18 protein-coding genes and 1 riboswitch are annotated in these 20,258 nt (G+C 62.8%); of the genes, 8 read left to right on the forward strand and 10 right to left on the reverse strand.

Translation table 11 applies throughout. The features are described 5' to 3' along the window. Positions 1-5: 5 nt before the first annotated feature. The 5 genes from DBV08_RS23330 to DBV08_RS23350 form a co-directional block, all read right to left on the reverse strand. Positions 6-803 (reverse strand): HAD family hydrolase, encoded by a 798-nt coding sequence (locus DBV08_RS23330; RefSeq protein WP_185564876.1) that lies wholly within the window; start codon positions 801-803, stop codon positions 6-8. Between the two features lie 56 nt (positions 804-859). Next, positions 860-1,969 (reverse strand): cysteine protease StiP family protein, encoded by a 1,110-nt coding sequence (locus DBV08_RS23335; RefSeq protein ID WP_124568986.1) that lies wholly within the window; start codon positions 1,967-1,969, stop codon positions 860-862. Then, positions 1,966-3,255: a phosphoribosyltransferase family protein gene (locus DBV08_RS23340; protein WP_124568987.1), complete on the reverse strand. Its 1,290-nt coding sequence runs from the start codon at positions 3,253-3,255 to the stop codon at positions 1,966-1,968. Before DBV08_RS23340 ends, DBV08_RS23335 begins: the two co-directional genes overlap by 4 nt. Then, complete coding sequence (locus DBV08_RS23345; RefSeq protein ID WP_021342746.1) at positions 3,252-4,409, reverse strand: HpcH/HpaI aldolase/citrate lyase family protein; 1,158 nt, start codon at positions 4,407-4,409, stop codon at positions 3,252-3,254. Before DBV08_RS23345 ends, DBV08_RS23340 begins: the two co-directional genes overlap by 4 nt. 92 nt (positions 4,410-4,501) lie before the next feature. Beyond that, positions 4,502-5,647, reverse strand: a complete 1,146-nt coding sequence (locus DBV08_RS23350; protein WP_124568988.1) for a hypothetical protein — start codon at positions 5,645-5,647, stop codon at positions 4,502-4,504. A 243-nt stretch (positions 5,648-5,890) separates the two neighbouring features. Between DBV08_RS23350 and DBV08_RS23355 the strand changes: the two genes are divergently transcribed. From DBV08_RS23355 to DBV08_RS23375, 5 genes are all read left to right on the forward strand, one after another. After that, positions 5,891-6,466, forward strand: a complete 576-nt coding sequence (locus DBV08_RS23355; RefSeq protein WP_003941199.1) for a TerD family protein — start codon at positions 5,891-5,893, stop codon at positions 6,464-6,466. A 137-nt stretch (positions 6,467-6,603) separates the two neighbouring features. Beyond that, a complete protein-coding gene (locus DBV08_RS23360) occupies positions 6,604-7,725 on the forward strand; it encodes a DUF475 domain-containing protein (RefSeq protein WP_124568989.1) in 1,122 nt (373 codons plus the stop codon). 175 nt (positions 7,726-7,900) lie between these two features. Continuing rightward, positions 7,901-8,377, forward strand: a complete 477-nt coding sequence (locus DBV08_RS23365) for a GNAT family N-acetyltransferase (RefSeq protein WP_124568990.1) — start codon at positions 7,901-7,903, stop codon at positions 8,375-8,377. Positions 8,378-8,389: 12 nt separating this feature from the next. After that, a complete protein-coding gene (locus tag DBV08_RS23370) occupies positions 8,390-8,845 on the forward strand; it encodes a GNAT family N-acetyltransferase (protein ID WP_260395722.1) in 456 nt (151 codons plus the stop codon). Between the two features lie 64 nt (positions 8,846-8,909). Then, a complete protein-coding gene (locus DBV08_RS23375; RefSeq protein ID WP_124568992.1) occupies positions 8,910-10,271 on the forward strand; it encodes a lipase family protein in 1,362 nt (453 codons plus the stop codon). 18 nt (positions 10,272-10,289) lie between these two features. Here DBV08_RS23375 and DBV08_RS23380 read toward each other — a convergent pair whose 3' ends face one another. From DBV08_RS23380 to DBV08_RS23390, 3 genes are all read right to left on the reverse strand, one after another. Then, on the reverse strand, positions 10,290-10,994 hold the full coding sequence (locus tag DBV08_RS23380; protein ID WP_095970789.1) for an MgtC/SapB family protein: 705 nt from the start codon (positions 10,992-10,994) through the stop codon (positions 10,290-10,292). A 9-nt stretch (positions 10,995-11,003) separates the two neighbouring features. Next, positions 11,004-13,697: a magnesium-translocating P-type ATPase gene (mgtA, locus tag DBV08_RS23385; RefSeq protein WP_095970788.1), complete on the reverse strand. Its 2,694-nt coding sequence runs from the start codon at positions 13,695-13,697 to the stop codon at positions 11,004-11,006. Positions 13,698-14,040: 343 nt separating this feature from the next. Continuing rightward, positions 14,041-14,214: riboswitch (M-box (ykoK) riboswitch) on the reverse strand. A gap of 45 nt (positions 14,215-14,259) precedes the next feature. Next, complete coding sequence (locus DBV08_RS23390) at positions 14,260-14,901, reverse strand: TetR/AcrR family transcriptional regulator (protein WP_124568993.1); 642 nt, start codon at positions 14,899-14,901, stop codon at positions 14,260-14,262. A gap of 71 nt (positions 14,902-14,972) precedes the next feature. Here DBV08_RS23390 and DBV08_RS23395 point away from each other — a divergent pair, with 71 nt between their 5' ends. From DBV08_RS23395 to dszD, 3 genes are all read left to right on the forward strand, one after another. Then, positions 14,973-16,076, forward strand: coding sequence for a hypothetical protein (locus DBV08_RS23395; RefSeq protein WP_095970787.1), 1,104 nt, complete (start codon positions 14,973-14,975; stop codon positions 16,074-16,076). Positions 16,077-16,091: 15 nt separating this feature from the next. Continuing rightward, on the forward strand, positions 16,092-16,565 hold the full coding sequence (locus DBV08_RS23400) for a YbaK/EbsC family protein (RefSeq protein WP_019746727.1): 474 nt from the start codon (positions 16,092-16,094) through the stop codon (positions 16,563-16,565). Positions 16,566-16,773: 208 nt separating this feature from the next. Further along, entirely contained in the window at positions 16,774-17,352 is a 579-nt protein-coding gene (gene dszD, locus DBV08_RS23405; RefSeq protein ID WP_003941189.1) for an NADH:FMN oxidoreductase DszD, read from the forward strand. A gap of 52 nt (positions 17,353-17,404) precedes the next feature. Here dszD and DBV08_RS23410 read toward each other — a convergent pair whose 3' ends face one another. Both DBV08_RS23410 and gabT read right to left on the reverse strand, forming a co-directional pair. Then, on the reverse strand, positions 17,405-18,850 hold the full coding sequence (locus tag DBV08_RS23410) for an NAD-dependent succinate-semialdehyde dehydrogenase (RefSeq protein ID WP_095970785.1): 1,446 nt from the start codon (positions 18,848-18,850) through the stop codon (positions 17,405-17,407). A 1-nt stretch (position 18,851) separates the two neighbouring features. Beyond that, complete coding sequence (gene gabT, locus DBV08_RS23415) at positions 18,852-20,216, reverse strand: 4-aminobutyrate--2-oxoglutarate transaminase (protein ID WP_007727077.1); 1,365 nt, start codon at positions 20,214-20,216, stop codon at positions 18,852-18,854. Between the last annotated feature and the right edge of the window lie 42 nt (positions 20,217-20,258).

Genomic DNA, 20,258 nt, shown 5'->3' on the forward strand with positions numbered 1-20,258 from the left:
GTGTATTACCCGAGCGCGGAAGAGAACCACCGCAATATCTCCGCGCTCGCTGCGATACCGGACCTTTCTGTCACAGTAACGGTCGGCCGTTGCCAATTCAGTTCTTCCAGCTCACCGTGCCTCGGCCGGATCGCGAAATCGGAGTATTCGAGCATCTCCGCATCCAACGCACCGTCACCAGCCGAGATCACCACGGCGGACTGATCCAGATCACCCGACTCGACCAATCTGCGGCGCACCTCTGCCAGTGCGCGTGACTTCGAGACCGCGTCGGGCATCGTGTAGATCTTCCGGCCTTGACGAGAGACGTTCCAGCCCCGCGCCACACACCAGTGATTCCATTCGGTCTCGAATTCACTCGGCATCACGGCCAGATCGACGACCAGGTACGGAAACAGATCGTCGGCAACACGAATGGAGCTGACCCAACTCGAGTCGATGCGCGATTCCAGTTCCGTCTGAACCTGCGGCAACTCGGCGCCGGCCTTGCGGGTCGAACGGTCGATCTCGTTTCGCCACTCGCGATCGGCTTCGCCGTCCACCAGGATGTTTCCGCCGTTGCTCGTGATCGCGTAATTCCACGGTCCGCCGGGGAGATCGATCCGCTGAAACTGTGCGATGGTCCGGGTCGTTGTCGGAATCACCGGAACCCGCGAGCTGAGCGCAGTCAGCAGTTCGATCGATTCGACGCTCATGTGTGAGAGCGGACCGCCGTTGTAGTACTCGACGCACAAGGGACTCGGTGCCGAATCCAGATCGGAGCCACTGGGATCGCCGCCGATCGCGGCCTGTGAATAAATCATCGTTCGGTCCAGATCCGTGGCGATCAGGACCTGAGACGCAGCGGTGTCCGCACGGCTCACGTGATGTCCTTGATCAGGCCGACACACGAGTAGGCGAGGTCGGGTACTTCCTCGACCGGAACCCCACGGGCCTGCGCCAACAACCGGATATGTGCATGCTCCGGGGCTTCGAGTTCGCGCACCAGAACCTTCCACGGGAGCCGGCGCAGCAGCACCCTGGTTGTTTCTCCGACACCGGGTTTGACGAAGTTGACCGTCGAGATCCCGTACTCGGCTTGCACCTTCTCCACCGACTCCCAGCCGGCCCAGGTCGGCGTCCGATCGGAATCTAGCACTGCAGCAAGAGAATCCGCTGCGTCGCCGCGAACCGAATCGAACTCGGCCGAGACCACGTCGAGCAACCGATTGGAGACGTCGACGTCGGCGAGGTCGGCGTAGAACTTCGCGCCGTGGAAATCGCCGGGCCCGATGAGGGTGTCGTTGAGGACTGTTCGTGAGACCAAGCCGGACACCGTCGAATTGAGGCACGCCGACGCGATCAGGAAGTCGTCGCGGGTTCCGTACGTTCGCACGCAGTGCCCGGGGTCGGCGAGAACAGCCAGATCGGAGTCGAACTTGGCTCCACCCGCCTCGTGGTACTCCGTCAACGCCGCGTCGAGTTCGCGGGCGATCGCACCCTTACCCGTCCAGCCGTCGACGAAGACGACGTTCTCCGAGTCGTGATGGTGCGCAAGATAATCGAGTGCGACGGAATCGATGCCCTTTCCGCGGACGATGGACACCGCGTAGTGCGGCAGCGTCAACCCGCGGGTCTGCTGGGCCCAGCGCCGCATCAGAATCCCGATCGGTGTTCCGGCCCGGGCGAGTGAGACCAGCGTGATGTCACTTCCGCGCTCGGCCAGCACCAGGTCCATGACGGTCCCGACAGCGCGCGCCAACCGTGGGGCGCTCTCGGCGAGCACCGTCTCGAACAGATCCCGATATGCCTGATCGGGTTGGTACTCGATGGGAAGTGACTCGGCATAGTGCGCCTCACCCGACTGAATACGCTTCTCGCGCACGGATACATCCGCTTCGAGATCCACGTGCGAAAGATCCTTGAGCAGCCACTTCACTTCGCCCGGCGCGTACGAACCGAAATCGGGTCCGACCAATGGTTCGTTCATGACGAGCCTCCTGCTCTGGAATCTCGCAGCGCCGACGGATCGGCCCCGCGAACGGTGGCGACCAGGACGTCGGTGCCGGAGTTCCGCAACACCTCGATCACTCCGTCCATCGCCGTCAACCGATCGGTGTCGGCGGGCTCGTCGACGACCAGCAATGCAAGGGCTTCGACCGCCGCATCAGGCCACTGCGCGTTGTACACGTATCGAGGCTCGTTCTCACCCAGTTCCGGTGCCGGAAAGGTGAACCCACGACGCAGCGGGTATCCCGGCAGGTCGACGACGTAGGCGGGTGAGCGAGTTGTGGTCTGGTACCGAACTGCTCGCCCAGCGCTTTCCAAGCCCGCTGCGATCCGCAATGGCAGGTACATCAACTCTTCGTGACCGATCACGATCACAGCACACGACGGGTCGATCGATGTTCCGAGGATGGACACCGCCGCCTCGACGGCGGACTCGAATGCCTCGGTGTCGCCATCGAGAAAACCGTGCCGGCCACCGTCGGGGACGTGTGCGGGCCATGGCAGATCCACTCGAGCCAAGGAGCCGCGACGATCGCCGATCGGATTGAGATCCGGAGCATCCAGGGCCGTGACGCGCTCGGTCAGCCCGTCGGGCAGGACCGTCGAACCCGAAGCGAGAGAGACGTAGTCGATCCGCACGCCCAGCTCTGCCGCCGCGGCTTCGCTGGCGGCTCGGTGTTCCTCGGTCCTCATGTCCACCAGCGAGGCCACGACGTAACGGCTTCGCGGGCATTGCCCGTGCAGCGCCCGGATGGCGTCGATCGCGGTTGCGCCGGTGGAGATCTCGTCGTCGACGAGGACCAGCGGCAGGTCGTTCTCGAACAGTTCGGCGGACGTCGGCTGCATCAGATGACTCGTGGCGTGCGAGTGTCCCTCCTCGAATCCGGCGAGCGTCGTGGCACCGGGTACGTCGCGACGAGTCGAGTGCAGGTAGCAGTGAGCGTGCAGACGAGCCGCGACGCAGTGGCCCAAACCTGTTGCAGTTTCGGCAAACCCGAGCACGACGACGTCGACGCCGTCACCGAGAGCGGTCCGCACCAAGTCACCGAGGTCGTCGGCAGCGCCGATGACAACGGACGGCTCGGTAGGTACGTGCTTTCCCAGCACCGTGGAGACCAGCAGGTGAGCGCGACGCGGATTCCGCCGAAGTCCCGGGATCACCAGATCGGGCACCGAATGCCCGAGTGACGAATCGCCGTGAACGAGGTCCAAGCCGAATTCTGCGGTAGCCCAGGGGACGTCCCTGGACTGGACAACCTCTGTCATCGATCGACCAACGCCGTCAGCAACTCGACGAACGTGATGCCCTTGTTGGTCACACCGAACACGTGAGCGCGGAGCGCAGTCTGATGAGCCCAATTGCGGTGCGGCTTCATCTCGTTCATCTTGTTCCGGTATCCGGACGCCTGCACTCCCCCAGCGTCGGCACCGAGAATGTCGAGGGCATCGTGGTACTCCTCGTGCGTGACCGCGGAGAGAGCATTGACCGCCGCGACGTGCGACGGGTGGATGACCGTCTTGCCTTGGATTCCGTTGGCTCGGTCCAGCGCGATCTCACGGAGCAGGCCGTCGAGGTCGCGGCTGACGAGGTGCTGACGGAACCGGACGGCGTCGTGTTCCTCGAACGGGGTGGCGCGCAGCATCGGCCGGAACATGCGTTCGTGATCGGCGAAGTACTCCCACACCGGCCCGGTGATGACAAAACCCGAACCGTCGGCGCGGCCGAGGTAGTTGACGATGTCGGCGATGACGTCGACCACCACGCGCACGTCGTAGATGGTCAGATCGCGGTCACGACGGATGCCGAAGGTGCTGCACATGTCGGTGGCGCCGATGCGGACGGCAAGAATGCGCTCGCGGTGTTGCGCGAGAATTCCGCTGATGGTGCGCAATTCGAGATCACGTGTATCGCGGTGAACCAGCGCGGGTGATTCGAGTACCGGCATCGCGTAGAGATGCTTACCCAGCAGCTCGGACGCGTCCGCGACGGCGTCGAGAAACACGGGGCCGGACTCGCTGCCGAACTTGGGGATGACGAACCCGGTGAGCGCGGCGCGCCCCTCGGTCAACGACGCGGCGACCTTGTGGATGTCCGCGACCTCACGGACCCTCACGAACAGCAGCATGCCGACGGCGTCGGTCGACGCGATCTTGTCGAGAGCGTCAACCGCGTTAGCCCGCGCCGATTCGACCTCGTGATCAGCGACGGCGTCTTCGAGATCGAGCACCATCGAGCTGACGCCCTCGGACGCTCGCTTGACCACGATGTCGGCCAACCCGGCGCGGGTGGCCGGAACGTAGAGAGTTGCACCCAGAGCAATCGCGAGCAGATCCCTCTCGTCGGAATCCGCGAACGACCGAGGCGCATGCAGGAACAGTTGCTCCCGCACGTCGTCCTCGAGATGTTGAAAGTGCTGCATTTCTCTTCTCTCTGTAACCGCAATCAAGTCCATGAAACGACCCCCTGTGACAACGCGTCGAGCAACTCCGATCCCCCGATCGGCCCGACCATTCAGTTTTTGCCGGCTCGCGCCCGCATCTTCTCGACAACTTCGGCGATGAACGTCGATACCGAGTCCAGCTGTAATACATACGACCAGTAGTCCGGATGAGTTCCCGACAGTGACGCACTCGCTCGCTCGATCCTTGCTAGTTGAGCATCGAGTACGGAGCCCCACTCCGCCACCAACCCTTGGTTAACAGCGAACATCTGGGCGTCTTTCAGCCGGAAACGAACCTCACGTTCCTTTTCGCTCGGATCTGCCCGAACTGCACGCAGAGTAGCGAGACGGTCCGTCACGGCATCGGCGCACGCTTCGGCGTCGGCGAGGTGAACACGTGCTTCGGCCATCAAAGCCAGTGCGTGTTCGGGGTTTCCCGCAGCCAACGACTGCTTCGCTTCCTTGAGATCGATGTCAGCCTGATCGATGTGCGCTCGGCTGCGACTGCTGTTGTCGACGAGGTCAGCGGAACTTGCTGCGTTGAACTCGCGGAGCAATGCGGAGTACGCCGGATCCAGCCGGTCCACTCGTGTGCGCACTGCCGACAACCTGGTCGAGACCGAGGAGATCGTCATCTCTGCACGGTGCTGGGTCGAGGGGGCGTCTGCCAATGCTTCCTCGAGCGCCGATACCGCTTCGCGGACACTCTCGGCCCGCGTGCGGACTGCGTCGGCGCGACCGGAGGATCGCGCGTTGTCGAGCGCTGCAACCGCGTCGTCGAGGTGTTCGGAGGCCGTCACCACCGACGGGTACTCGCGATAGCGCTGATCAGTGGCAGCAAGTTTCTCCCGGGCGGCGTTCGCCAGGGTTCGTGCCTGTTGGCCGAGAACGGGAATGGCGGACATCGTGACCGTCGCCTGCTCGAGATGCGCTCGATGTCCGTTGTAGAAGGCGTCGACGCCCTGCGCTGCCTCGACAAGTGCAGCTACCGACTTCTCGAACGCCGCCCGAGCACCGTTCGGGTTCTGGTGAAGTACCTGATCGTTGCCGTAGCGCTCGGATGTGTCGAGGTAGTCCGACGCAGCCTGGAAGCACCGATCTCGAACGGGTTCCCACGCGGCGCGCAGCCCGCGCTCGGGGTACAGCTCGGCGGAAGCGTCGACTGCCGCCGACGCGATGGTCTGCCGCTTGTCCATGTCGAGGAACGCCGAAACCATGGCCGTCTGCGCCTCCCGCGCACGACTGACCGACTCCCCCACTCTTGCCCCCCGATTGAAGCGCTCCGACCATCTTCCCACCACGATTGAATCCTACGGGTCCAGCACTTCGCTTCTCGGTTCGTAATTCTGCTGTTACGGCGAACACACCGGAACTGCGGTTAGGGTGGTGGAGGTAAACACACTCCCAAGACGACTTCGCGTCGTAGTGGGCCTTGTCTCTCCTCTTGAAAGGACCCCTGAATGGGCGTCAGCTTGACCAAAGGCGGCAATGTCTCTCTCACGAAGGAGGCCCCGAACCTGACTGCAGTGGTCGTCGGCCTGGGCTGGGACGCGCGTTCCACCACCGGAGCTGCTTTCGACCTCGACGCCAGCGCGATCGGCGCAGGCTCGAACAAGAAGGTCCTCTCCGACCAGCACTTCATCTTCTTCAACAACCTCCGTTCGCCCGACGGCTCGATCGAGCACAAGGGTGACAACACGGACGGCGAAGGCGAAGGCGACGACGAGCAGATCGACGTGAACCTCGCAGCGGTTCCCGCCGAGGTCGAGAGCGTTGTCTTCCCCGTCTCGATCTACGACGCAGAAGCTCGCTCGCAGTCCTTCGGCCAGGTCCGCAACGCGTACATCCGCGTCGTCGACAAGTCGAACGGCAACGAGCTCGCTCGTTACGACCTCTCCGAGGACGCTTCCACCGAGACCGCCATGGTCTTCGGTGAGCTGTACCGCAACGGTGCAGAGTGGAAGTTCCGCGCAATCGGCCAGGGCTACGCGTCCGGCCTCGCGGGCATCGCGCGCGATTACGGCGTCAACGTCTGATCTTCGCTCTCGACGAGCTGACTCGGGGAAGGTTCCGCAGTAGTCTGTGGAACCCTCCCCGTTTTCACGTTCGGATGCGGTGAGAGACCGCTTGCAGTAACCACTCTGCATTGACCAACTAGAAAGGGCCACGCTCCGTGGTACTGCGAATATTCGGTTTATCCATCGCAATTTCGATCCTCGCGATGATCGTTGCGTTCATCTACGGCGGACCCGAGGCACTGTTCCTCGTCATCATCCTGTCGATTCTGGAAATCTCGCTTTCCTTCGACAACGCCGTCATCAACGCCACTGTTCTGCAAAGAATGAGTGAATTCTGGCAGAAGATCTTCCTCACCATCGGCGTCATCATCGCCGTCTTCGGTATGCGTCTGGTGTTCCCGCTCGTGATCGTCTGGGCTGCATCCGGTCTCGGACCCGTAGCTGCACTCGACCTCGCACTGAACCCGCCTGCGGACGACGCCGCGTACTTCACCAACGGCGAGCCGAGCTACGAAACCATCCTCACCGACGCTCACCCGCAGATCGCTGCCTTCGGTGGCATGTTCCTGCTGATGCTCTTCCTCGGATTCATCTTCGAAGAGCGTGAGATCACCTGGCTGTCCTGGCTGGAGAAGCCGCTCGCTCGCATCGGCAAGCTCGATCAGCTCTCCGTCGTCGTGGCCGGCATCGTCCTGGTTCTCAGTGGTTCTTTCCTCGCTGCCGACGACAAGGTTTCCACCGTCATGATCTCCGGTGTTCTGGGCATGATCACCTACATCGCGGTCAACGGACTGGGTGAACTGTTCAACCTGCCGGAAGAAGGCGAAGAGGAAGAAACCGCCAAATCCGGCGGCCCCACGCAGCTCGCGAAGGCAACCGGCAAGGCCGGCTTCTTCCTGTTCCTCTACCTCGAGGTCCTCGACGCGTCCTTCTCGTTCGACGGCGTCATCGGCGCATTCGCCATCACGGCAGACCCGATCATCATCGCTCTGGGCCTCGGCTTCGTCGGCGCGATGTTCGTCCGTTCCATCACGGTCTTCCTGGTCCGCAAGGGCACGCTCTCCGATTACGTCTACCTCGAGCACGGTGCCCACTGGGCCATCGGCGCTCTGGCCGTTATCTTGATGGTGTCCATCGGCGTTCACATCAACGAGATCATCACCGGCCTGGTCGGTGTCTTCTTGATCGGCGCTGCTTTCATCAGCAGCCTCATTCGCAACAAGCGAATCGCGAACGACGATCCGAAGTTGGACGAGAACACTCCGGCAACTGTCTGACGTTCTTTTTTCGAAACGCCCGCGACCAATTGGTCGCGGGCGTTTTGTTTGTTATGACCTAATTGAAACTTTCCGAATACACAGCCGCGCGCCAATTGTTCATCCGCGCGCCAAATTTAGCCTGCGGGTGAACAATTGCCCTGCGGGTACGAAGAACCGATTCGTAAGGGAAACCATGGACGAAATAGTCATAGAGGGCGCAACGGACGGGGACGCCGCGGAAATCCTTGTTCTACAACGCTGTTGCTGGGTCTCGGAAGCAATCTCGAACAACAGCATGGACATACCCCCGCTCCACGAGGACCTACCCACGGTCCGAGCCTGGGTTCAGGAGTCGACGGTCTGGACCGCACGACGCGGCGGCCGGCTCGTCGGGGCCGTCCGCGGCACAGCCGACGGAACCGCATGGCAGATAGGTCGCCTCATGGTGGCGCCGGACTTGGCGGGCAATGGCCTCGGCCGACGCCTCTTGCAGCACGTGGAACAGAATGCACCCGAGCACATCACCAGTTTCGAGTTGTTCACCGGCAGCAAGAGCGCGCGGAACATTCGTCTCTACACCCGAGCCGGCTACGTCCCGTTGCCGCCGGATCCCAGCCACATCCCCGGAGTTGTCTACCTGTCCAAGCCGAACGTAACCGCCTCAGCTTGAACGGCAATACTGATGTGTGTGGTGAACATTCGCGTCGCAGCACAGACAGACTTGCCGTTCTTACGTGAGAACGACTCGCACATCGCAGACGAGGAACTCGTGTCGGTGGTCCAACGCGGCCGGATACTCGTCGCCGAGGACAGCGATAATCCAATCGGATGGCTCCGTTGGGGCCTGTTCTGGGACGAGATTCCGTTCATGAACATGCTGACCGTCCAGTCTCTAAACCGCGGCCAAGGCATCGGGAGCGCGTTGGTCAGATATTGGGAAACACAGATGCGCCGTGCGGGATATTCGACGGTCCTCACCTCCACACTCGCCGACGAATCAGCCCAGAACTTCTATCGCGCAATGGGATACGTCGATGCCGGAGTTTTGCTACTTCCCGGCGAGTCCTCCGAAATCTTTCTACGCCGAGAACTCGACACGGCGCCCGAGATGACCGATCCCCACATTACCCGCGAGTAATATATGGTGGTCGTCACACCGCGATCTCAGGGTGGGGCGTGGCACACCAATGTGGAGGACGAGTATGTCGTCAAGGGTCTTATCTCGCACAGTTGTCGGAGTACTCGCTGTCGCACTGACAGGCGTCGGCGCACCGGTAGCGCTCGCACAGCCGGCTCTTGCCCAGTCCCCTGATGACGGTTTCTACAGCTACGACGGCGCGACGCCCCTCTCGTCGTACGCTCCCGGCGCAGTCCTCGAGACTCGCACCGTGCCGTACACGGTGCTCAACGTCCCGACCCCGATACAGGCAGTGCAGGTTCTCTATCGATCAACCGACGCCCTGGGACAACCGTCCGCCAACGTCACCTCGATCCTGCGCCCCGCCAACGCTCAACCGAACAAAGTTGTTTCGTACCAGTCCTTTTACGATTCCCTGAACCCCGACGACAGTCCGTCTCGCGCGATCGCGGGCAACACCCCGATCGGTGACTGGACGCCCAGCGGACGCAACTTCAACATCGGCGGTACCTTCACGTCCATCGAGGCAGCCTTGTTCGGGCCGCTCTTCGCATTGGGCTACACGATCGTCGTCCCGGACACCGAGGGCCCGGATGCAAACTTCGCTGCCGGACCCGAATACGGGATGATGACGCTCGACGCTCTGCGTGCCGCCCGTGATGTCCCGGAAACCGGAATCACCGACGACGCAGAGATCGCGCTGATGGGTTACTCCGGCGGAGCGATCGCCACCAACTGGGCTTCGATACTCGCTCCCGCATATGCACCGGAGATCAACGACAACTTGATCGGTGCCGCGCAGGGAGGCGTGCTGGTCAATCCAGCCAACAACCTTCGCTACGCGAGCGGAAGCATCGGGTGGGGCGGCGTAGTCGGCATGGCAGTTGTCGGCGTTGCGCGTTCGTACGACATCGATTTCGGGAAGTATCTCAGCGACCGTGGACGCGACGTCATGGCTCGACTCGAAGACGCGTCCATCGGCAATGTGCTGGCGCAATATCCCGGTTTGACCTGGCAGGACTTGGTCAAACCCGAGTACGCGGATCCCAATACGGTTCCCGAGTACGTCGATGTCGTGAACAAGATCAACATGGGCACTGCCGCGACACCGACGATTCCGATGTTCATCGCGCAGGCAGCGAACGGAACCATCGAGGGCACCCAACCCGGCGGCCCCGGTGTCGGAGCAGGTGACGGCGTGATGATCACGGGCGACGTCCGCAGCCTCGCACGCAAGTACTGCGACGCCGGTCTGGCGATTCAGTACGACCAGTACGACACCATCAGCCACTTCCTCGGCGCCATGCTCTGGCTCCCCGGTGCGCTCGCTTGGGTCGACGACCGATTGAACGGCAAGCCTGCGCCGTCGAACTGCGCGGACATCGCACCGGGGAACTCTCTTGCGCCGCAGGAACATGCACGCTAGCTGACCGAGACCTCGAATCTACTTCGACGGCTCCACCTCCCACCGAACGTGAGTTACCAACGGTTCCAGGCTAAGCCGGCTGACGGCGGATTCCAGAAGTCCGTCGTCACGCTCCGCCGCAGCCAGTTCGGCCACCACCCGCACGCGGTCGCTGTCCGGGATGTCGAAGGACTGCACTGACCGCAGTTGGAACTCCGGCCTCGAAATGGACTGCACGGTAAGCCCTCTGATGTGGGCTTCGGCGTCACCGTGGCAGGTCACCTCGAAGGTGTAATCAGCCGGCGGTTCCTCGCGCCCGGTGCGGGCAGGCTGGTGATCCATCATCCGGCCCAACGGCCTCAACAATGTGTTCGCCAACATGATCGCACCGGCTCCGAACACCGCCACCCAGTACATTCCGCCGCCTGCCAGCGCGCCGACGGCGGCCGTGGCCCACAAGGTTGCGGCGGTGTTCAGGCCCGTGACCGAGGCTCCCTGCTTCATGATCACCCCGGCACCGAGGAAGCCGATCCCCGAGACGATCTGCGCTGCGACGCGCGTCGGATCAGCGTCCGGCCCCTCGAACCCGTACGCGCCCATGATCACGAAGAGCGTCGCACCCAAGCTCACCAACGCGTTGGTTCGCAGACCCGCCATCCTTGCGCGCCATTGCCTTTCGATCCCGACGGCAGCGCCGAGGACGAGCCCGAGCGCTATCCGCACAAGGATGACGTGGATTTCCACGGTGAACTCCTAGAGCCAGGTCGCGAATCGACGGATGAACATTCCCTTGGCCACCTGCGTGACGACGCAGTATGCCGCGAGAGTGAGGACCAGCCACGGGAAGTAGTTCCACGGCAGTGAAACCAACCCGAGGGAATGGCCCCAGGACGTGAACGGGAACACCAGCGCGAAGACGCAGGCGGCGCCCGTGCTGAGCAGTACCGGCAGCGAAGCGCGCGACTGGATGAACGGGATCTTGCGGGTGCGGATCATGTGAACGATCAGCGTCTGCGAGATCAACGACTCGATGAACCAGCCCGATTGGAACAACGCCGCATGCTCGGGAGAGTTGGCGGCGAACACGAACCACATCAGCGCGAAGGTCGAGATGTCGAAGATCGAACTGATCGGGCCGATGAACACCATGAACCGGCGAAGGCTCTTGGTCTCCCACTTGCGTGGCTTCGCGAGGAAGTCGTCGTCGACACGGTCCCACGGGATCGTGAGCATCGAGAGATCGTAAATCAGGTTCTGCAACAACAGAACTACGGGAATCATGGGGATGAACGGCAGCAACGCACTGGCGACGAGCACCGAGAAGACGTTCCCGAAGTTCGACGACGCAGTCATCTTGATGTACTTCTGGATGTTTCCGAAGGTGCGACGCCCTTCGATGACTCCTTGTTCGAGTACGCCGAGGTCCTTCTCCAGCAAGATGATGTCCGCGGATTCGCGGGCGATGTCCGCCGCTGTGTCGACGGAGATCCCGACGTCCGCGGCCCGAAGTGCGGGTGCGTCGTTGACACCGTCACCGAGGAAACCAACCGTGTGGCCGACCCGGCGCAGCGATTCGACAATGCGTGCCTTCTGCATCGGATCCGTCTTCGCGAAGACGGTTGTCCGTTGCACCAACTCGTCGAGGGCGTCGTCGCTCAACGCTTCGATCTCGGCTCCGGACACGACAGTTCCAACATCGATACCGACTTTGCCGCAAACGGTTTCGGCGACCAGTTCGTTGTCACCCGTCACCACCTTCACGGCGACGCCGTGACTCGCGAGAGCTTCGATCGCCCCGGCCGCAGATTCCTTCGGCGGGTCGAGGAAGGCCAGCAACCCGACCAGGGTCATGCCCTCTTCATCGGCAGTTGAGTACTCGCGTCGCTGTTCGTCGACAACGACCTTGGTCGCCACCGCAAGCACTCGCTTACCCTGACCGTTCAGTTCCGCGACCAGTCGGTCGACTCGGGCCAGCCATCCCGGCGTCAACTGGTGGGTCACCCCGTCCAGTTCAACCGATTCACAGACCGAAAGAAGCTCTTCCACTGCACCTTTGGTGACGATCAGATCGGCGTCACCGTGATCGACCACCACCGAGAGCCGACGACGCTTGAAGTCGAAGGGAATCTCGTCCACCAACCCGTGCCGACGCGAGATCTCCTCGATCACTTCGGGACCGGCGGCCTCGATCACCGCGTCGTCGAGAAGACTGCGCAATCCGGTCTGATTCACGGAATTGACTGCCGCGAGCCGCAACACGTCCTCGGACTTGCGTCCGGCAGTATCGAGATGTTCACCGAGAACGATGCGGTCCTCGGTGAGAGTTCCGGTCTTGTCCGTGCACAGAACGTCCATGGCGCCGAAGTTCTGAATCGCGTTGATCTGCTTGACGATCACCTTCTTGCGCGACATGTGAAGCGCACCCTTGGCCAGGTTCGCAGTCACGATGAGCGGCAACATTTCCGGAGTCAACCCCACTGCGGTTGCGACGCCGAAGAGTAGTGCTTGGCTCCAGTCCTTGGTCAGTCCGTTGATGACGAACACCGCGGGAACCATGATCAGCATGAACTTGATCAGCAGGTAGCTGACGCTGCGCACCCCGACGTCGAAGCTGGTTTCGGGTCGCTTGGAGGCCAATTGTGCTGTCATGGCACCGAAGTAGGTCCGCTTGCCCGTGTGCACCGCGACGGCGGTGCCGCTGCCCGACACGACGGAAGTACCCATGAACCCGATGTTCTCGGCTTCGAGCAGCCGATCGACGTCGATTCCCGACGACGGTTCCGCCGACTTCTCGGCCGGCATCGATTCACCGCTGAGCATGGACTGATTGACCTGTAGATCCTTGGCCCGAATGATGCGGACATCGGCCGGGATCATGTCCCCGGCGGCAAGCTGGACCACGTCACCTGGCAGTAGTTGCTCGATCGGAATCTCCGCCGTGACCACGGTGTTGTTGATCTTGCGGGTGGCCGCGACGGTCGTCGTGACCATCGCCTTGAGCGCCTCGGCGGCGCGACTCGAACGGTATTCCTGCCAGAACCTCAGTGAGACACTGACAAAGATCATCAACCCGAGAGTGATGATGCCCTCGTAGGAGGGACCGTCCTCGGGGTCCGCCCAGACCACGTCGGTCCCCACCATGATCAGGGCGAGGAACACCAGGATCAGGATGAACGGATTCTTGAAGGCTTGCGCGAACTGCACGATCGCCGGTGCCGGGCGGTCGTGGCGGACATCGTTGCGCCCGTGTTGCCGACGAAGATCGTCGATCTGATCGTCGCGAAGGCCGTTGGCCGTCGTGGTCAGATCTGCGAGAACGGTGCGCGTGTCCGAAGCCGAGTAGTCGACCAATTCCTGTGCGCTTTCCTTGGCCAGGACCGTTGAATGTGCTTGTTGTGCGCTGTTTCTCGTGGGCCGTGGCCGCAATGCGAGAACGGAAAATGACATGACGAATCTCCTCGGCTGCCCGAACACGCCTGACCATGCCAGTACATGAGGGCAGCAGAATGCGCTGAGCGACAATGGAAGTCGTCAGCGGACGCGGCGAGCCGCGCAGATGAAACCGAGGATGCACAGAGTCAGTGACTGAAGAGCAAAAGACCGGGGTGAGCATCGTCGGCAAGAACAGAAGGATGGGTCGAATATCGACTCGGCGGGTCGTCCACGATGGTCACCTCCTGAAAGTTAGGGCGTCCGATGACGCCACAATTGTGTGCGCACAGCACACGTCAGGAGAACCGAATATCGACGTACTCTCGCCTTCGCCGGAAGAAACCGGCATCAAGCTGCGAAAACACCTCCACGTCCGAGTTTTGGCACTGCACGACGTGTCCCGATCGAATCCGGGAAGCCACTTTGGATCACCCCTTAAGCCGGGGAGATCTGTCCTAACCTTGGGCGTCTCTCGACGTCGTGAGATCAGTGGCCTGTGTTCGTGCAGAAGCCTCACCTAACGAGGTACTGCACCCAGAGGGTAGTTCTCAAATCTGTTGCCTGTCAACCGAGCAACTCAGACGGCGGGCAATCCTGCCCGTGCGACGGCACCGGCGAAGAGTGCCGTCACGGCGGCACCCATGACGCTCTGATCAACTTCTTCCGGATCCACCGAGTGTTCGAGAACGAGCCCGGATATCAAGGCCATCAACGAGATTGCGGTGGTCCGCACATCGAAGGAATTGTCCACTCCCCATTCACGGGCACGTTCGCCGATCAACTCCACGAGTTGACTGCGCAAGTGGCGACGCTCACGTAAGTACGCCTGAGCGATCTGCGGATCACGCCCGGCGAGCACTCCGAATTCGAGGACGAGCAGTGACCACCCCGGGTCGTCGACCATCCACGTCGCAATGGCCTCGCCACCTTTGCCCGCCGCATCGGCCGGGTTCATCCCGGCGATCTCGGCGAGCACACGGCCGGCCAGTTCCAGAGACCGTTGCGCGAACAGTTCTGCGAACAGATCCTGTTTCGACTCGAAGTTGGAGTAGACAGCCCCCTTGGTGAAGCCCGCTCGGCGAGCAACTTCAGTGAGACGTGCAGCACTGAATCCGCGCTCCGCAAACTCTTCCGCCGCAGCGTCGAGCAGTCTTTGCCGCACCACGTCGCGTCCGGGGCGGGTTACCGGCGTCCAGTCCGGTTGACGAGATTCAGTCACGATACCTAGAGTATTCAATACCTCGGGTATTGACAAGCTCTTTACTTTCGACAAGAGATCAGGACTCTTTCGTGACCACTACGCATCCGGCACACGCCGCACCAGACAACAGCTCCACCCACGACGAACACCACCACGACAATCTGCTCGTGAAGTACGGCGCACCCAAGGTGATGGCCGCGCTGTTCGTCGGCGTGCTCCTGCTGCAGATGGGCTTCATCCTCAGCTACGTCGCCGCCTTCCATCAGCCCACTCCGCGAGACATCGAAATCGCGGTCATCGCCGATCAGGGCACACCCGACGGTATGGACCAGCAGATCGCCGACAAACTCAACGCCATCGACGGCAGCCCGCTCGACGCTCAGGTGGTCGACAGCACGGCGACCGCTCGACGCATGATCAACGACCGCGAGATCCAGGGCGCGTTTGTCATCAATCCGGCCGGACCGGACACCCTGATCACCGCGAGCGCGGGCGGCAGCTCCATCGCGTCGTCACTCGAAGCGGTGTTCACGAAGGTCGAGGCGACGCAGGACCGACAGTTCGTCGTCCGCGACGAGATCCCCGTCGGAGCGCACGACAACCGCGGCCTCTCCGGCTTCTATCTCTCGGTCGGCTGGGTCGTCGGCGGCTATCTCCTCGCGGCAGCCATCGGACTGTTCATCGGTGCGCCGAAGACCCTCCGCCAGGCCAGTGCACACACGGGCGTGATCGCGATCTACTCGATCATCTCGGGAGCCCTCGGCGCCCTCATCACCTCGCACGTGCTCGGAACTTTCGCCGGCCACTGGTTCCCGCTCTGGATCCTGGGAACAGCCGTGGTGTTCGGCACCGCCATGTTCACGCTCGGATTGCGCGCCGCCATCGGCGTTCTGGCAGTCCCGCTGGCCATCGCCGTCTTCGTGATCCTCGGCAATCCCAGTGCGGGAGGCGCATTCGGCTCCAACGTGATTCCGTCGTTCTATGCCGCCATCGGCCGATGGATCACACCCGGCGCCGGTACCGAAGGCGTGCGAAGCATCGTCTACTTCAACAACGTCGGCGTCGGCCAGCCTGCTCTGACGCTCTTCCTGTACGCGCTGATCGGTGCGGTCATGCTGTTCGGCTTCACGATCCGTCGTAACCGAAAGTCCACCGACACGACGCCGACTCCAGCTGTGGCGAACGCCGACTAGTCCTAGTCTGAACTCATGACGAGCCTCCTCCACCCCAACGCCTCGCACGTCGCCGAAACACTGATCTCGCGGGGTCACCACGGCGTCATCGTCACGCAGCCCGAAGCCACGCACACCGCGGCCGAGGCAGCGGCGGCCGTCGGGGTGGAGGTAGGCGCGATCACCAAGTCGCTCGTGTTCCTTCTCGACGACGACCCGGTCCTGCTGCTGGTGTCGGGCGCACATCAGGTCAACCTGAAGGCAACCGGAGAACGCCTCGAAGGCAAGCTCACGCGGGCGCCGCTGGAAATGGCGAAGTCGGCGACAGGTCAGCCGATCGGTGGGGTCGCGCCACTCGGGCATCCCACCAACCTGCCCACCTACATCGATACCGCCCTCGAGCAGTACCCCGAGTTGTGGGCGGCCGCCGGGCACCCGAACACGGTCTTTCGCACGACGTACTCCGAGCTCCTCCGAATCACCGCCGGCCTCGCCGTCGACATGGACTGACGCGCTTCAGCCAACCCGGTCCGAACCCACTCAGACGTGCGTCCACCTATAGTTGGACGCACCATGTGCACTGCAACCAGGACCCCGGCCGGTAACCACTGGCGTCGACGACACGTAGATCTGTGCCGCACCGACGCATGTCTGTGTATGCCGAGCGCAGTCACCTCGACCACACCGCACACCTCGAGTTCCAGCCGGAGAGTTCCCGTTGTCTGACAAGCCGAATGCCGTTTCCAGCCACACCACCCCCGACGTCCCCGAAGTAGCGGCGACGCCCGAGTTGTCCACCGGCATCTGCGCCGGCGACTACCGCGCAGCGCTTCGCCGCCACCCCGCAGGTGTCACCGTCGTGACCCTCGATTCGGGTACCGGCCCGGTGGGTTTCACCGCCACCTCGTTCTCGTCCGTCTCCCTCGAGCCGCCGCTCGTTTCGTTCAACATCGCGGAGACGTCGTCGAGCATCAATGCACTCAAGGCCGCCGAGTCCTTGGTGATCCATCTTCTCGGCGAGCATCAGCAACATCTGGCCCAGCGCTTTGCGCGGAGTGCAGATCAACGTTTTGCAGACGAGTCGCTGTGGGCGGTACTGGACACCGGGGAGCCGGTTCTGCACGGCACCCCCAGTTGGATGCGCGTCAAGGTCGACCAGCTGATCCCCGTCGGAGATCACACTCTGGTCATCGGACTCGTCACGCGGGTTCACGCCGAAGAGGACGACGAATCGGCTGCCGCACCCCTGCTCTACCACGAGGGCAAGTACTACCGCCCCACTCCGTTAGGTCAGTAGACAACTGTGCGCCTTTATTAACCGCCCGCGGTTAATAAAGGCGCACAGCAAGTTAGAGCGCTACATACTTGGTATCGAGATACTCGTCGATACCCTCGGTTCCGCCTTCACGGCCGAAGCCCGACTCCTTGACGCCACCGAACGGCGCCGCAGCATCGGAGATCGCGCCGCGGTTGACGCCGACCATGCCGGTGTCCAGCTTGGCCGAAACGCGCATCGCACGGTCGATGTCGCGGGTGTAGAAGTACGCCACGAGGCCGTACTCGGTGTTGTTCGCCGCCGCGATCGCTTCGTCTTCGGTGTCGAAACCGACTACTGCCGCAACGGGTCCGAAGATCTCTTCCTTCAGCAGGCGCGCATCGGCGGGCACCTGGTCCAGAACGGTCGGGGTGAAGAAGAAGCCGGGGCCTTCGGGTGCCGATCCACCGGTGCGAACGCGAGCACCCTTGGACACGGCGTCGTCGACGAGTCCGGTGACGGTTGCGAGCTGCTTGGTGTTGATCAGCGGGCCGATGTTGGTGCCCTCGGCGTCACCGGCGCCCACCTTCAAGGCCGCAACCTTGGCGGTGAACTTGTCGGTGAACTCCTCGCGGACGGAGTTGGCGACGTAGATGCGGTTGGCCGCGGTGCAGGCCTCGCCGCCGTTGCGCATCTTCGCCAGCATGGCGCCGTCGACAGCTGCGTCGATGTCGGCGTCGTCGAAGACGATGAACGGCGCATTGCCACCGAGTTCCATCGACGTGCGGAGCAGCTTGTCAGCGGCGTTGCGCACCAACAGCTTTCCGACGCCGGTGGAGCCGGTGAAGGTGACCTTGCGCAGACGCGAATCCTCCATGAGCGGTCCGCTGATGGAGGCCGCATCGGACGTCGGGAGGATCGAGAGCACACCGTCGGGCAGACCGGCGTCGGCGAACACCTGACCGAGGAGCTGCATGGTCAGCGGCGTGTCCTCGGCGGGCTTGACGATGATGGTGCAACCGGCAGCCAGCGCCGGCCCGATCTTGCGCGTGCCCATCGCGAGCGGGAAGTTCCACGGCGTGATCGCGAGAACCGGTCCGACCGCTTCCTTGGTGACCAGGATGCGACCGTTACCGGCAGGAGCCTGCGTGAAACGTCCACCGATGCGAACTGCTTCCTCGCTGAACCAGCGCAGGAATTCGCCACCGTAGTTGACCTCACCACGGCTCTCTGCCAACGACTTACCCATTTCCAGGGTCATCATCAACGCGAAGTCCTCGGCGCGGGCATGCAGCAATTCGAAGGCGGTGCGCAGGATCTCGCCGCGTACACGTGCCGGAGTAGCCGCCCAGTCTTCCTGCGCCGCAGCGGCGAGGTCGAGCGCGCGGATACCGTCGGCAGCGGTGGCGTCGGCTACCTGGGCGAGCTCCTCACCCGTTGCCGGGTTGTAGACCGCAAAGGTCTTCTCGGCCGGGACGAGCTTTCCGCCGAGCCAGAGACCCTTGGGGACCGAGTCGAGAAGATCCGAGACGTTGGACATGTCAGTTCCCCTGTGCTGCAGTGCGGATGGCGGTCTCGAGGACGGTCAACGCGTCGTCGAGCAGCTCTTCGGAGATGACCAGCGGCGGGAGCAGACGGATGACGTTGCCGTAGGTACCGCAGGTGAGGATCACGACGCCGGCAGCGAGGCATTCGGCGGCGATCTTCTTGGTGATGTCTGCGTCCGGCTCCTGCCCACCGGGCTTGACCAGCTCGATGGCGAGCATGGCGCCGCGGCCGCGAACGTCACCGATGACGTCGAGTTCCTTTGCCAGTGCGTTCATTCGGCCGACGACGGTCGACTCGATGGTGCGTGCGCGGCCACAGAGGTCGAGCTCACGCATCTGGTCGATGGACGCCAATGCAGCGGCGCAGGCGACGGGGTTACCGCCGTAGGTGCCACCGAGGCCGCCGGGGTGGACGGCGTCGATGAGCTCGGCGCGGCCCGTGACAGCGGCGAGCGGCATGCCGCCTGCGATGCCCTTGGCGAGCGTGACCAGGTCGGGCACGATGCCCTCGTGATCGCTGGCGAACCAGGCGCCGGTACGAGCGAAGCCTGCCTGAACCTCGTCGGCGATGAAGACGACGCCGTTCTCCTTGGCCCACGCGACGAGCGTCGGGAGGAATCCTTCTGCGGGAACGATGAATCCGCCCTCGCCCTGAATGGGCTCGATGAGGATGGCGGCCGTGTTGGCAGCGCCGACCTGCTTCTCGATCATCGTGATAGCGCGCTGTGCGGCCTGCTCACCGGTGATCTTGGAGCCGTCGACATTGAGGCCCTCGCGGTACGGGTAGGACATCGGGACGCGGTAGACCTCGGGGGCGAACGGACCGAAGCCGCTCTTGTACGGCATGGACTTCGAGGTCAGTGCCATCGTGAGGTTGGTGCGGCCGTGGTACGCGTGGTCGAAGACGACGACTGCGTCGCGACCGGTTGCGTGACGGGCGATCTTGACTGCGTTCTCGACAGCTTCTGCGCCGGAGTTGAACAGCACGGAACGCTTCTCGTGGTCACCGGGGGTGAGTTCGGCGAGACGCTCGGCGACCTCGACGTAGCCCTCGTACGGAGCAACCATGAAACAGGTGTGGGTGAAGTGTGCGACCTGATCCTGAACTGCGGACACGACGGCAGGGTTGGAAGCACCGACGCTGGTCACCGCGATACCGGCACCGAGGTCGATCAGCGAATTGCCGTCGACGTCGACGATGACTCCACCGTCTGCGTCGGCGACGTAGACCGGAAGGGTGGATGCGACGCCGGCGCCGACGACCTTCTTACGGCGTTCGGCGAGCGCAGCCGAGCGCGGGCCCGGGAACTCCGTGACGATGCGACGCTCCTGCGGAAGCCGGTATTCGATTGCACTCATGTGACCACCCTCTCGGTTGTGTATTGCATTCGAGTATGCGAC

It is taken from the genome of Rhodococcus sp. KBW08 (assembly GCF_003852455.1).
Lineage (GTDB): Bacteria > Actinomycetota > Actinomycetes > Mycobacteriales > Mycobacteriaceae > Rhodococcus_F > Rhodococcus_F baikonurensis.